Origin of the sequence: Bacteroides sp. CAG:633, assembly GCF_000435115.1 — a bacterium.
GTDB classification, from domain to species: Bacteria; Bacteroidota; Bacteroidia; order Bacteroidales; family Bacteroidaceae; genus Bacteroides; species Bacteroides ndongoniae.
The window spans coordinates 8,185-22,734 of record NZ_FR883144.1 but is presented as its reverse complement, the minus strand read 5'-3'; the positions used below and the strand labels follow the sequence as shown (position 1 = coordinate 22,734).

The following is a 14,550-nucleotide window of genomic DNA, read 5'->3' as shown; positions in this document are numbered from 1 at the left end:
GTGCACGTCTGAATGTTGTTTCGGACAGTTTTTCCCAGTGTCAGTATATGATCAGTCTGTACAATGCATTGGGAGGCGGGGCGACTGACTGATAGATAGATGTTTTTTTGCGATTTGATAGATGTTTAGTTGCCCATGCAGTAGCCAGATTCGGTCTACTCTCTTCTTCATTATACCTCTAATAATATAAAAGAATCACTACTGGTATGGGTTTTGAGAGGGATATGTCGTGAAGACACATCCCTCTTTTTCTATCAGTACCGATCAGGTGATCTGTCTGATGAATGAATCGTACTTGCATGGCTTGCGAACCGTGCAAGTATGGCTTGTGGTGAAACGACTTAAGGGCTCTGTTTTTTCCCCAGTTAGGAAAAAATTATTCTCCAGTTAGGAAAATATTTTTTCCTAACTATGCAAAAAAGTCCTATTGCTATCGTTGACTGCATTTGCCGAAAACATTGCGCCAATCTGGCTTTTTTATGTGAATATGTTGTATAACACCATCCTGAGTGTCGTTTTCTTTGCAAAAAATACTTTCCTTTGTATCAGTATAGTTCAGCACAGCTGTAATGCCTGTGCTTTAAGTAGAAAAAACACCGTGGAAAGCAACACATTCGGACAACAGTCAAGTAAAGTAACGCAGCTGGCCGACCGTATCAGCCAGGCTATTTCGATGCGTGAGTTTTTGGAAGGAGACTCTTTGCCTTCCATCAACGAACTGAGCCGTCGGTATGGGGTTTCGCGTGATACTGTATTCAAGGCTTTCCAGGATTTAAGGGAACGGGGACTGATTGACTCAACGCCCCGCAAAGGTTATTTTGTTACGAGTCAGGTTACAAACGTATTGCTTTTGCTCGACCAATATACACCTTTTAAAGAAACGCTGTACAACAGTTTTGTGAGTCATCTTCCACTCAATTATAAAGTAGATTTGTTGTTTCATCAGTATAACGAGCACCTCTTCAATACCATTGTCCGTGAATCTGTGGGCAAGTACAACAAGTATGTAGTGATGAACTTCGACAACGAGAAGTTCAGTAAGGCATTGCATAAAATCAATCCCGCCAGGCTGTTATTGCTCGATTTCGGTAAGTTCGATAAAGCAAAGTACTCGTATGTTTGCCAGGATTTTGACGAATCGTTCTATCGTGCTTTGGACAGTCTGAAAGACCGGTTGACCCGTTACCGGAGATTTGTCTTTTTGTTTCCGCGTACGCTGAAACATCCGCAGAGCAGCAAGGATTACTTTGTGCGTTTTTGTCAGGCAAACCGTCTGGAGTGCACGATCGAAGACGATGTAGACAATCTGCAGGTTGAAGCGCAAACGGCTTATTTGGCCATCAAACAACAGGATGTGGTTAAGGTAGTGAAACAGGGCAGGCTAGAGGGATTGAAGTGTGGAAAGGACTTCGGACTGCTGGCCTATAACGATATTCCTTCGTACGAAGTAATCGACGAAGGAATTACTGCACTGACCATCGACTGGCATAAGATGGGCGATGAGGTGGCACATTTTGTTCTCAATAACACGACAGTGCAGGAATACCTCCCGACGGAGGTAAGGCTGCGATGTTCCTTATAATTTTTTTATCCGGGAATCAGCACAGATCAGTATAGATAATCTTTAATAAAATACATATTAATTTATTCTACTCATTATAATCAGAATTATGAAAAAGTATCCTAAAATCGGTATTCGTCCCACCATTGACGGTCGTCAGGGCGGAGTTCGTGAGAGTCTGGAAGAAAAGACTATGAATCTGGCTAAAGCTGTAGCCCAGCTTATCAGCAGCAACTTGAAAAACGGAGATGGTAGTCCGGTAGAGTGTGTGATTGCCGACGGAACCATTGGTCGGGTAGCCGAAAGCGCGGCTTGTGCCGAAAAGTTCGAGCGTGAAGGAGTAGGTTCTACCATCACTGTCACTTCGTGCTGGTGTTATGGCGCTGAAACAATGGATATGAATCCTTATTATCCGAAAGCTGTGTGGGGATTTAACGGTACCGAACGTCCTGGAGCAGTTTATCTGGCAGCCGTACTGGCCGGACATGCTCAGAAAGGTTTACCGGCTTTTGGCATATACGGACACGATGTACAGGATCTGGACGATAACAGCATACCGGCCGATGTAGCCGAAAAGATTCTTCGTTTTGCCCGTGCGGCACAGGCTGTGGCCACGATGCGTGGCAAGTCTTACCTGTCTATGGGTAGTGTATCTATGGGAATCGCAGGTTCGATTGTCAATCCGGATTTCTTCCAGGAGTATTTGGGCATGCGCAACGAATCAGTGGACCTGACTGAAATCATCCGCCGCATGACAGAAGGTATTTACGATCCTGAAGAGTATGCCAAGGCAATGGCCTGGACCGAGAAATACTGTAAGGTAAACGAAGGAGAAGACTTCAAAAACCGTCCCGAGAAGCGCAAGACTCGCGAGCAGAAAGATGCCGACTGGGAGTTTGTGGTGAAAATGATGATTATCATGCGCGACCTGATGACAGGTAATCCTCGTCTGAAAGAACTGGGATTCAAGGAAGAGGCATTGGGCCACAACGCCATAGCAGCCGGTTTCCAGGGACAGCGTCAGTGGACAGATTTTTATCCCAATGGTGACTATCCCGAAGCATTGCTCAACACATCTTTCGACTGGAACGGCATTCGCGAAGCTTTTGTCGTAGCTACTGAAAATGATGCCTGCAACGGTGTAGCTATGCTGTTCGGACACTTGCTGACCAATCGTGCTCAGATATTCTCGGACGTACGTACCTATTGGAGCCCCGAAGCTGTAAAACGTGTAACAGGTAAGGAACTGACAGGTCTGGCTGCTAACGGTATCATCCATCTGATTAACTCTGGAGCAACTACACTGGACGGCTCAGGACAGTCGGTTGACGAAAATGGCAATCCGGTGATGAAAGAACCGTGGAATATTACAGAAGCTGATGTAGACAACTGTCTGAAAGCAACAACCTGGTATCCGGCAGACCGTGATTACTTCCGTGGCGGAGGTTTCTCTTCGAACTTCCTGTCTAAGGGAGGAATGCCTGTTACGATGATGCGTCTGAATCTGATAAAAGGTCTTGGCCCTGTGCTGCAGATAGCCGAAGGATGGACGGTGACCATTGATCCTGAAATCCATGAGAAGCTGAACATGCGTACCGACCCGACATGGCCTACTACCTGGTTTGTGCCGCGTTTGTGCGATAAACCGGCTTTCAAAGATGTATATTCGGTAATGAACAATTGGGGAGCTAATCATGGTGCCATCAGTTACGGTCATATCGGTCAGGATCTTATTACGCTGGCTTCGATGTTGCGCATACCGGTTTGCATGCACAATGTGGAAGATGACCAGATTTTCCGTCCTGCCGCATGGAATGCTTTCGGCATGGATAAGGAAGGTGCCGACTATCGGGCTTGTGCTACTTATGGACCTATTTATAAATAAACTCAGATTGCAGAATTTGAAAAAAGAATATTTATTATGATGATAACAGAAGAACATATTCAGGAATTTATTTCGCAGGCTCACCGTTGTGGTGATGCCCGGTTGACTATATGCAGTAGTGGTAACTTGTCGTGGCGCATTGGCGAACAGGCATTGATTTCAGGAACCGGCTCGTGGGTTCCTTCTCTTCGCAGAGAGAATGTGGCTATTTGCAATATTGCCGACGGCCAGTCGCTGAACGGAGTGAAACCATCGATGGAGAGCGGTTTTCATTTGGGTATCCTTCGCGAGCGTCCGGATGTGAATGTGGTTTTGCATTTCCAGTCAGAGTATGCTACGGTGATAGCCTGTATGAAGAACCGACCGACAAACTTCAATGTAACGGCAGAAATTCCTTGCCATGTAGGAACGGAAATTCCTGTAGTGCCTTATTATCGTCCGGGTTCGAAAGAACTTGCTGCCGGAGTGGTAGAGGCGATGCGCAACCATAATTCAGTATTGTTGGCCAAACATGGTCAGGTGGTATGTGGCAAAGACTTTGATGAGGCTTTCGAACGTGCCATGTTCTTTGAGATGGCGTGCCGCATTATGGTACAGTCGGGTGGGGCGTACGATGTACTTACTCCTGCCGAAATAGACGATCTGGAAACGTACGTGCTGGGCAAGAAAACCAAATAGTATGACATTATGAAAGAAACTGTAGTTAAGAATACTTATCTGGCAGTTGATTTTGGAGGAGGAAGCGGGCGAGTCATTGCCGGCTTCCTCGTTCACGGAAAACTGAAGATGGAGGAAATATACCGTTTTCCTAACCGTCAGGTACGTATGGGGAAGCATGTGTATTGGGATTTTCCGGCTCTTTTCGAGGAGATGAAGAACGGGCTGAAAGAAGCTGCCCGACGGGGCTACTCGGTTAGTGGAATCGGTATAGATACCTGGGGAGTTGATTTTGGTCTGATCGATAAAAACGGAAATCTGTTGGGAAATCCGGTCTGCTATCGTGACGAACGTACACAAGGGATGCCAGAGAAAGTTTTCCGTCTGTTGGAACCAGGTGAACATTATCGAGTAACCGGTACACAGGTAATGCCGATTAATACTCTCTTCCAATTGTACAGTATGAAGGAAGCTAGTGACCCGCAACTGGATGTAGCCGATAAACTGCTATTTATGCCAGACTTGTTCAGCTATTTCCTGACTGGTACGGCTAATACGGAATACACCATTGCTTCTACTTCCGAGTTGTTGGATGCGCGTTGCCGCTGCTGGTCGTCGGATACCATTCGTGCGGTGGGGCTTCCGGAACATCTGTTTGGAGAGATTGTTTTTCCGGGGCATGTGCGTGGTCGTTTGACGGAAGAAGTAGCCCGCGAAACAGGCTTGGGAGCTGTTGACGTGATTGCAGTAGGTTCGCACGACACTGCTAGTGCTGTAGCTGCGGCACTGGTGACAAACGAAACAGTGGCATATCTCAGTTCGGGTACCTGGTCATTGCTGGGAGTAGAACTGGATAGACCAGTTCTGACGGAAGGAGCCCGAATGGCGCAGTTTACGAACGAAGGAGGTGTAGGAAATCGCATTTGCTTCCTTCAAAACATTACGGGGTTATGGATTTTGCAACGCCTGATGTCAGAATGGAAATTGCGGGGAGAAGAGCAAACTTATGATGAGCTTATTCCGCAAGCTGAAAAAGCTGTTACCGATGCGTTCATACCGGTAGACGATGATCGTTTTATGAATCCTGCCAGTATGGAAGCCGCCATTTTGGATTACTGCCGTCAGCAGAATTTCCGGTTACCGCAGAGTAAAGCAGAACTGGTGAAGTGTGTGTTGCAGTCGCTGGCTGCCAAGTACCGGCAGGCGGTAGATCGTCTGAATGGTTTCTTGTCTGTACCGATTTCTCGACTGAACATCATTGGCGGTGGATCGCAAAACCGCTTGCTCAATCAGTTAACTGCCGATGCACTGGGTATTCCTGTTCAGGCTGGTCCCGTAGAGGCAACAGCTATAGGCAATATTCTTACGCAGGCAATGGCAAAAGGTGAATTGTCCGGCATGGATGAATTGCGAAGAATCGTTGCTGATAGTTTTGAGGTGCAGATGTTTTATCCGCGCAGTTGATTGTAACAGTTTGAGGAAAAAACATACAGATCAAAACGAAATAAAAAACGCGACTAAAAAACTGGCTAAAATTTTGTTTTATTTCGATGAGATATTTATATTTATTTCCGAAGTGAAACATTATTTCAAATACGGAAAACATGTGTTCAAATATGGAAAATCAGGACTCTAACTACAAAGTACCTAACCTTGAAAAGGGTTTGGCGGTATTGGAATATCTCTCATACAGCTTTAAAGGAAAAACGCTGCAGGAGGTAAAGGAAGATCTTGAAATTTCCCAAACTACAACTTATCGTATATTGAATACAATGGTACGTTTGGAGTATCTGATATACGATGAGGATTCCCGTCGTTATAAACTTTCGCGCAAATTGCTGACACTGGGTTTCCGTGCTTTGAACGAACATCAGCTGCTTGAGACCGTTTATCCTCATTTGCGCAATCTGCGTGATTGTGTGAAAGAAACGGTGTGCTTCGGAGTGATGGGAGAAGAAAAAGGAATATTTATAGATCAGGCGCAAGGACTCCACGCCTTTAGTTTTACACTTTCTCCAGGAAAACCTTTTGAGTTGCATTGTTCGGCACCGGGTAAGGCAATTATGGCTTATCTGCCTAACAATGTCAGAGACCGTTATCTGTCCTATATGGATTTTAAGCAGTATAATGAACGGACAATAACCTCCCGTGAAGATTATCTGAAAGAATTAGAAGAGGTACTGCAAAAAGGATATGCGATGGATAATGAGGAAGAACTGTCGGGAGTGATTTGTATCGGTGCGCCTATTTTTAATTATAGAGGATACCCTTGTGGGGCGATTTGGATTTCCGGTCCAAAAGACCGGCTTCCGGAAGAAGTCATAGAAAAGGACGCTTCTCTGATAATCGAGGCTGCAAAACGAATCTCTAGTGAATTGGGATATATTCGAACAAAATAAACAGTTAATGAACCGTATATAAAAACATGAAAACACAAAGAAACGTAAAATGCTTGCTACTGGGATTAATGTTTGGTATGGCTACGTCTGCTTGGGCGGATCAGACTCCACTATTTCCGACAGGACTTGCTTTGGATGCTCAAGGCAAATTGGTAATGTCGGAAAAAGGACAGAAACGGGTTGCGGTTTATTCGCCGGATGGACAAAAGCTGGAAAGAACTTTTGCTATGTCAGAAATCCCAACTGGAGTGTGTATCAACGGTAACACTCTTTATGCTACAACTTTCGAATCGAAAGGTATACTGCATGTGCTGGATTTAACATCCGGAAAAGAACTGGCAGCTGTAGAGACCGGCTCTGGAGCTTGTAGCCCGATTGTGAATAAGGAGGCGGGATGCTTGTACGTTTGTAACCAGTTTCAGAACACGGTATCGGAGGTAGATCTGAAAACCAATAAAGTAATGCGTACGGTAGCTGTACTTAGAGAACCAAAATCGGCAGTGATTAGTAAAGATGGAAAGTTCTTGTATGTTACTAATTTCCTTCCTGCACAACGGGCCGACTTGGATTACGTGGCAGCGTGTGTATCGGTAATTGACCTCGAAAGTTTTACGAAAGTAAAAGATATACAGTTGGCTAATGGAAGTAATGCTTTGCGCGGAATATGCATTACGCCCAATGGCAAATATGTGTATGTATCGCACAATCTTGGTCGTTATACAGTACCGACTTCGCAATTGCAGCAAGGCTGGATGAATACAAGCGCATTTAGTGTGATTGATACGGAGAAGCAGGAGTTTCTTGGGGTAGTGATAGTCGATGAGCCTGAACGAGGAGCAGCTGGCATTTGGAGTATTGCATGTAATGATGAGAATATATTTATTTCCCATTCGGGAACACATGAAATCAGTGTAATACGTCATAAAGAAATGTTGGATAAGTTTTTGGCATACCCTGATAAGAGTATGTTGGAATATGATCTTACTTTTTTATACGGATTGCGTGAACGTATTCCATTACAGGGTAACGGTCCACGTGCTATTCTTTTGGCAGGCAACCGTTTGATTGTTCCTACCTATTTTGCCGATATACTTAATGTGATGGATGTGCATTCCTATCAGTTGACTTCGGTTGATATGAATCCGGGACGTGTAGAGAGTGATATAAATAAAGGAGAAAAGTTCTTTAATGATGCCTCTCATTGTTTTCAGAATTGGCAGAGTTGTAATGGCTGCCACCCGGGTGACGGACGTACGGATGGTATGAATTGGGACTTGATGAATGACGGTGTGGGAAATTCCAAAAACTGCAAAAGCATGTTGTTTAGCCACGTGACTCCGCCCAGTATGATTTCGGGTGTACGTGAATCGGCAGAGTGGGCAGTACGTGCCGGATTTAAGTTTATTCAGTTCTTCGATGTGTCAGAAGAAGATGCCCGTTGTGTGGACGCCTATTTGAAATCTTTACAGCCAGTTCCAAGTCCCTACCTTGTGAATGGAGAACTGTCCGAGAAAGCTAAAGCAGGAAAGGAAGTTTTTGATAAACTAAAATGTGGTGAATGCCATAGTGGTATTTATTATACCGATTTGAAGATGCATCGGATTGGAGAAGATGTAGAGTTTGAAAAGGGATGGGATACTCCGACTTTACGTGAAGTATGGCGGACGGCTCCATACCTCTTCGATGGACGTGCTGCTACAATGAAGGAGGTCTTCGAAGTACATCGTCATGGCATTGATAAGAAAGTTTCCAAGAAAGACATTGAAGCATTAACCGAATATGTAAATTCTTTATGAATTATTGTGAGAAAATTTGTTATGCCATCTACAAGGCCTATGAAGGTTCTTTTGAGCAGATGGCAAGGGAGTTGTTTACCCAATTGGCAGAAGAAAACGTATTTCGGTTGACCTTTTTCGGTTCGCCGGGAAACAATAAGGAGTATATAGAACATAGAACTTTTCTTCAGAATTGTGCCCGTGAAAAATTTGGAAATAAAAGACCTGTACTCAGTTATATAGCTCAGCCTCCTTTAGAAGGAAGGCTGGTAGTGGAAGTGTGCAGTTATCTGCCAGATGAGCGTGACAATATATTCTATAAGACTTCTGGAGAGAATGCTTATGTTCTGTTGAAGAATGATGATGGTCGCTTCCTTTTTTCGGGGGGATGGCAGGCCGATTTGTCAACGGATATATATGCCCAGTCGAAAGAAATATTCCGGCAGATGAAAGATGTGTTGGATGAGGAAGGTTTCGGTATTGATTCTATTGTTCGCCAATGGAATTATATCGAACAGATTACTGCACAGGAGTCAGATGGACAACAACATTATCAGATGTTCAATAATGCTCGGAGTGAATTTTATTCATCTACCTTGTGGAAGGATGGTTATCCGGCTGCTACTGGCATTGGAAGTACCTGTGGCGGAGTGTTAGTGGATTTTGATGCTGTTATGCTGCAATCTGACGTGTGTCGAATTACACCTATTGACAACAAATTGCAAGTAGCTGCACATGCTTATTCGGAAAATGTATTGATGAGTGCTGGTAGCTGTAAAACCACTCCAAAGTTTGAAAGAGCTAAAAGTTTGACTTTGGCAGACAGGCGTATGGTATATATATCTGGAACTGCTGCTATTCGGGGAGAAGAAAGCCTGACAGGAGTCGGGATCGAACGGCAGTTTGCAATTACCATGGAGAATATATCTCAATTAACAGGCGACGCACGTTGCTGCTTGTTAAGAGTCTATCTGAAATATGCCCATGATTATACGACAGTAAAGCATTTATTGTCATCAATGGAAAGAAGTATTGCCATTTCTTATTTGGAAACAGATGTATGCAGAAATGAGCTTTTGATAGAGATAGAAGGGATTGCGATAGAATAATAATCTATAATTGTCAAATAAAAAAAAGTGTAGTTATGAAAAAGAATGTATTGAAAACGTTTTTGGTGGTATTTGCGTGTGCTTCGTTGGCTGCTTGTTCTGGAAATACTGATAAGAATCAGGCAAATAAAAAGGAATGTGATAATGTGGAACAGTTAAATCAAAATAAAAAGGATATGAAGTATAGTGGATGGAAACGGATGGAAAAAAAGCTGCTCCCGAAGGGCCTCATCTGCTGAAAAAGGATGGGTACTATTATTTTATGATGGCAGCTTCAAGCGGTGCTTTTGAAGGACACCATCAGTTGCTGGCCCGTTCTAAAAAGATTTACGGTCCGTACGAGTCATATCCGGGTAATCCGTTTCTGGCACAGTATAATGAAAAGGCCGTAAACAAACATCAGGGACATGGAAAGATGTTTTCTACTCCCAACGGTGACTGGTATATCACCGTGATAACCCAGCGCAGGGATGAATCGTTGAAGAACAGCTACAGCAAGAAAGGATATTCGCAATTGGGACGTGAGACAAGCCTCTATCCGGTTATTTGGAAAAAGGATGGCTGGCCATTTGTCTGTGACAAACAAGGACTGCCTGATACGTTTGAATTTCCCGACTTGCCCTATACGCCTGTAAAGACAAAGCAGAGCGATGATTTTTCGAGTCAAAAGCTGGGCATACAATGGTTGAATGTACGGAATCCTGTTTATGAAGAAAGACGTTTGGACGAACGGAAAGGATGGCTTCGATTGTATACGGGGAATTATACTCTTGATGATATCCAGGCACGCAATATTGTGGTGCAGAGAGAAACAGACAAGTTCTATACGGCAACGGTTAAAATGGATTTTACTCCGCAGACTGTAGAGCAGGCTGGCTTGTTGTGCTACTATGATACGCAAACCTATGCTTCCTATTCGTTGCGTAAGGATGGAGACAATGGTTTCAGATTGGTTGTAGAAGAAAGACGGGGACGCGAGAAGATTAAAAGAGTGGTTGCCGAAACTAGAGGAATAAACGCTGGTGTCGTATTTTTGCGGGTGAAGGTAGAGGGGCTGAAGCGTTCTTTCTATTATAGTACAGACAACGTGAACTGGCACCTGACCGGTACGATAGAAAACGCCTCTTACTTAAGCGACGAAGGTACTCCGATGTGGGGATTTATGGGAACGATGGTAGGAATGTACGCTCTGAACTATGGATCCGGCATACGGATTCCTGCCGATTTTGATGATTTTGTATATTCGGCCGGTCGCTGACCTTACTTACAGGAATGTAGAATTTATGCTTTTTCGGAAACGTTTTCGAGGAATAAAAACGTTTCCGGAAAAGCATAATTCGTTTTATTACTCCGGTTCTGTTTCGTTTTTTGTATTATTGTACACGCTAATTGCTTGCTGTGAGGAAGAAAGCTGTAACTGGTTGATAGATAATGAGGTATTAGTTTATCTCGGTTTACAGAAAATAAACTGTGAGTTTATCCGTATTAAACTGTGAGTTTATTCCTTTTATACTGCCAGTTTATTCGTATTAAACTGTCAGTTTATCCGCAATAAACTGTTGGTTTATCCATACCGGACCGGTGGCTTAATCAGGTTAAAGCAAATAGAATGACTTGTGAAACTTTAATTATTAATACATTAATTACAATATGATGTTGAGGAAGATATTTATCGGAATGTTCTGTTTGTGCAGTATTTTTTCTGCATTTTCTCAGTCAAAAGGCCGGGCAGAGAACTATTCTCTGAATCTCGATCCGGTTGATAAGAAATCTGTTTTGAAGTCAGATGAATATTACACATGGGGAGCTTCTCCGATTAAAGGGGAAGACGGATTGTATCATTTGTACTATTCGCGCTGGAAAAAAGAGTACGGTTTTCTGGCCTGGGTAACTCATTCGGAAGTGGCTCATGCTGTGTCTGAAAAGAAAGAAGGACCTTACCGTTTCAGCGATCTGGCTTTGCCTGCGCGAGGTGCCAAGTATTGGGATGGGTTGAATACACATAATCCCACCATCCATCGTTTCGGCGATAAATATTATTTGTATTATACCGGTAATACGGGCGATGGGCGCAACATGAAATCGAGCCTGAATCCTACCCACCGCAATAACCAGCGTATTGGCGTAGCCGTGTCCGAATCGCCTTACGGACCTTGGAAGCGGTTCGATGTTCCTCTTATTGATGTCTCGGCCGACAGTACGGCCTGGGATGCCAAGATGATTGCCAACCCTTCTATTACGCAGACTCCGGATGGAAAGTATCTGATGGTGTATAAAGCTGTTGCCAAGAAGAAAGGTGGACTTTGGGGCGGACCGGTGGTGCATTTGTGTGCGACGTCAGACTCTCCTACGGGACCTTTCAAGAAATATCCTCAACCTATCTTCACCGCTTCCGGTTCCGATTTCCCGGCCGAAGATCCTTATATCTGGTGTCAGGATGGTCTGCTCTATGCCATTGTGAAGGATATGCACGGTAGCTTTACAAACAGAGGACGGTCGCTGGCCTTGTTCTATTCGAAGGATGGTTTCGACTGGAAACCGGTGAAATCTCCATTAGTGTCTGTGCCGGAGATTCGATGGAAGGATGGTACATTGACCAAACTGGTACACTTGGAACGTCCGCAATTGCTGATCGAAGACGGCAAACCTACCATGCTTTTCTTGGCAGCAGATGCGATGGAAGATTATGCAAAGGAAGGAGTAAGTTTTAATGTGCATGTACCAATCAGCAATCCTCGTCGTCCCGTCTTCAAAAATTATCAGCCATTGGTGAATCAGGTTGGTTACAATCTGAATGAAGCCAAACGTTTTGTATGTTTTGGTGCTCCGGACAATACTCCGTTTAAGATCATTAATACCCGTACCGGCCAGACGGAATACGAAGGACGAATGCTGTATGGACAGGGATGGTTCACCGATTTCAATCCTCGGACAACCGATGAATTTATTGTAGAAGTGAAGGATAGGGGCACCTCTGTTCCTTTCTGGATTGCCGACCATCTGATGGAAAAAGTATCCGGAAAATTGGCTTACGATTTCTTTATTGACGTACGTGGTTCGGAAGATCCCGTTCATTCGAACGAAGCTAACGTGTATGGTGGAGGACCCTCGCGCGACCAGGGGGCTTTCGGACTTGAAGCTTTGTATGAACTGCTGTACTATTCTTCCAATCCGGCATTGTTTGATAATTGGACAACCGAGCTGGGCGATAAGCAGACAGCCGATTTGATAGACCTGATGTTGTGGCATGGAGAGTTTGCTTATCATCATGTCGACTTCAACGGTCCGATTAAGAACCGTCACGGAACCTTGGGATACGAGGGCGAAGAACGCATGATTTATGACTACTGGAATACACTCGACCATCTGGCTCCTTTGTGCGCAGCCTATCATTCGTTTCTTAAACCTTATTTGAGTAAGGAGAAATACGAAAACTACCGGAAAGTATGTCTGGAGAAATGGGAAGCTTACGACCGGCATAAAGTAGTCCGTTACTGGACTTACAGTACCAAGTGGGTTGATTATGGTTTCCAGGAGTTTAATGAAATGGGTAATGTATTCGGGCAATCGGTATTCAGCAACCTGTTTATGTATCTGTGCGAGTTGAATGAGCCGGACGGAAATCCGGATAAATTCTTGAAATATGCTCAGGAAAGCGCTCAGGACATTATTGATAACTGGGATTTCAATAATCCCCGCCACATGTGGTGGATTCGCAACGGCGAGCATATCACTCCTCAAGCATTGGCTTTTTTCCTGATGGTTGCTCCGGATAAGGCGCCCGAAGGAACTTTACAGAAGTTGCGTGCATGGGCGAACCATATCAGACAACGTACGAACAATTGCTGGCAATATCGGACACATTCCGAAACCGAGTTCGCTCATCCTCAGACCAAAGAACTGGGTGGAGCACCGGCATTGGGAGGAAGCCTGTTTGCTGCTTCTTACCTGCTGAATGATGATGCATTGCGGCGTTTGGGATGGGCTCAGGTTGATTTTGTATTCGGAGCCAATCCGGTTGGCACCCATATTGGCCATAAAAGTGCGGAACGTGTAGCAAAGAACGGTTTCTGGGAAGGAGTGGAATATGGCTGGCCGGATGCTCATCCTAACGGATATGGCATGTTGGGCTCGTGCCGTGGTACGTTGGAAGGAACTCCTTTGGACGGGCAGTTCCCCCGAAGCGGCTCTTATCAGCGGCAAGCAGAGAAAGACTTGGACAATATCGGTAATTTTGCTTATGCAACGGAAGGTTGGGCCATTTCGAACAGAGGATGGATGGCAACTCTGACATTTGCCACGTTAGGCAGTCATTCTATTGGTGTGAGTGATTCCGACGGCAATGAAATTTCTTCTGCCAAAGTGGGAGATACTGTGGTAGTAGAACTGAAGGCAGCCTTGAACATTCATTGGGATAAGAGAGATAAAGGATGGGTAGAAGTAAAAGTTGGTGATGAACTTCCCCAGAAAATTTCTGTAGAAGAAACCGATGTCAATAGTGGTATATTCAGAGGTAATTATGTCTTGCTCAAAGAAGCCAAAAAGAAATCAGTAGTCTTCTCCTACGGATATATGGGATTTGAGAAAACTTGTGTATTGGAAGTAAAGTAACTATAGAATAAATAAAATCGGATACCATGAAAAGATATGCTTATTACGGGCTGTTTGCCTGTTTCGGTGCGCAGATGCTGTTTTCCTGTTCCGGGCGGAATTTTGTACCAGGTAAGGACTTTGCCTTGGCCGATATGGTTCAGACGATTCCGGTAGAGAATGTCATGTACGATTCTGCCTGGAACATCTGGTGCGGCAGTCTGGTTGAAGGATACGACGGCAAGTATCATCTGTATTATTCGCGATGGCCCAGAGAGAGCCGGCACGAAAGCTGGATCTCGCATTCGGAAATAGCCTATGCAGTAGCCGACCGACCAGAAGGACCCTACCAACCTGTTAACGTAGCATTGGGCTACGTCGACAGTATAAGGTGGGATGGAGCCATGGCTCATAACCCGTATATAATCAAATATGACGGAAAATACTATTTGTATTATGTAGGTACGAAAGGTACGCACATGGCAGCTTCAGAACGGTTACAACCTTACGGAACCGAATGGTGGACCCGTCGCAATACGCAACGTGTCGGAGTGGCTGTTTCTGATAATCCGGC

Annotated in this window: 11 protein-coding genes and 1 pseudogene; all 12 read left to right on the top strand. The window is 44.5% G+C overall.

The genetic code is table 11. The features are described from left to right. Nucleotides 1-92 (top strand): hypothetical protein (locus tag QVP67_RS13755; RefSeq protein WP_288180230.1); only part of this gene is annotated, 92 nt, incomplete at its 5' end. A gap of 506 nt (nt 93-598) precedes the next feature. Beyond that, nucleotides 599-1,582, top strand: a complete 984-nt coding sequence (locus tag QVP67_RS13750) for a GntR family transcriptional regulator (RefSeq protein WP_288180227.1) — start codon at nt 599-601, stop codon at nt 1,580-1,582. Between the two features lie 88 nt (nt 1,583-1,670). Continuing rightward, nucleotides 1,671-3,446 (top strand): L-fucose isomerase, encoded by a 1,776-nt coding sequence (gene fucI / locus QVP67_RS13745; RefSeq protein ID WP_022164135.1) that lies wholly within the window; start codon nt 1,671-1,673, stop codon nt 3,444-3,446. A gap of 39 nt (nt 3,447-3,485) precedes the next feature. Beyond that, nucleotides 3,486-4,124, top strand: a complete 639-nt coding sequence (locus tag QVP67_RS13740; RefSeq protein WP_071150680.1) for a class II aldolase/adducin family protein — start codon at nt 3,486-3,488, stop codon at nt 4,122-4,124. A gap of 9 nt (nt 4,125-4,133) precedes the next feature. After that, nucleotides 4,134-5,567 (top strand): rhamnulokinase, encoded by a 1,434-nt coding sequence (locus QVP67_RS13735; RefSeq protein WP_022164133.1) that lies wholly within the window; start codon nt 4,134-4,136, stop codon nt 5,565-5,567. Nucleotides 5,568-5,719: 152 nt separating this feature from the next. Continuing rightward, nucleotides 5,720-6,502, top strand: a complete 783-nt coding sequence (locus tag QVP67_RS13730; protein ID WP_022164132.1) for an IclR family transcriptional regulator — start codon at nt 5,720-5,722, stop codon at nt 6,500-6,502. Nucleotides 6,503-6,528: 26 nt separating this feature from the next. After that, on the top strand, nt 6,529-8,298 hold the full coding sequence (locus QVP67_RS13725; protein ID WP_022164131.1) for a hypothetical protein: 1,770 nt from the start codon (nt 6,529-6,531) through the stop codon (nt 8,296-8,298). Further along, complete coding sequence (locus QVP67_RS13720; protein ID WP_022164130.1) at nt 8,295-9,386, top strand: chorismate transformation enzyme, FkbO/Hyg5 family; 1,092 nt, start codon at nt 8,295-8,297, stop codon at nt 9,384-9,386. Before QVP67_RS13725 ends, QVP67_RS13720 begins: the two co-directional genes overlap by 4 nt. Nucleotides 9,387-9,421: 35 nt before the next feature. After that, on the top strand, nt 9,422-9,625 hold the full coding sequence (locus QVP67_RS13715; RefSeq protein WP_022164129.1) for a hypothetical protein: 204 nt from the start codon (nt 9,422-9,424) through the stop codon (nt 9,623-9,625). Continuing rightward, nucleotides 9,577-10,644, top strand: a complete 1,068-nt coding sequence (locus QVP67_RS13710) for a family 43 glycosylhydrolase (protein ID WP_022164128.1) — start codon at nt 9,577-9,579, stop codon at nt 10,642-10,644. Before QVP67_RS13715 ends, QVP67_RS13710 begins: the two co-directional genes overlap by 49 nt. 518 nt (nt 10,645-11,162) lie before the next feature. Further along, on the top strand, nt 11,163-13,997 hold the full coding sequence (locus tag QVP67_RS13705; protein ID WP_288180226.1) for a hypothetical protein: 2,835 nt from the start codon (nt 11,163-11,165) through the stop codon (nt 13,995-13,997). A 26-nt stretch (nt 13,998-14,023) separates the two neighbouring features. After that, nucleotides 14,024-14,550, top strand: a pseudogene (locus QVP67_RS13700) (hypothetical protein); the annotation flags it as partial.

Bases quoted from the DNA above. Each gene is read 5' to 3' on its own strand.
- fucI (WP_022164135.1), top strand. From the start codon at position 1,671: ATGAAAAAGTATCCTAAAATCGGTATTCGTCCCACCATTGACGGTCGT.
- QVP67_RS13740 (WP_071150680.1), top strand. From the start codon at position 3,486: ATGATAACAGAAGAACATATTCAGGAATTTATTTCGCAGGCTCACCGT.
- QVP67_RS13735 (WP_022164133.1), top strand. From the start codon at position 4,134: ATGAAAGAAACTGTAGTTAAGAATACTTATCTGGCAGTTGATTTTGGA.
- QVP67_RS13730 (WP_022164132.1), top strand. From the start codon at position 5,720: ATGGAAAATCAGGACTCTAACTACAAAGTACCTAACCTTGAAAAGGGT.
- QVP67_RS13725 (WP_022164131.1), top strand. From the start codon at position 6,529: ATGAAAACACAAAGAAACGTAAAATGCTTGCTACTGGGATTAATGTTT.
- QVP67_RS13720 (WP_022164130.1), top strand. From the start codon at position 8,295: ATGAATTATTGTGAGAAAATTTGTTATGCCATCTACAAGGCCTATGAA.
- QVP67_RS13715 (WP_022164129.1), top strand. From the start codon at position 9,422: ATGAAAAAGAATGTATTGAAAACGTTTTTGGTGGTATTTGCGTGTGCT.
- QVP67_RS13710 (WP_022164128.1), top strand. From the start codon at position 9,577: ATGGAAACGGATGGAAAAAAAGCTGCTCCCGAAGGGCCTCATCTGCTG.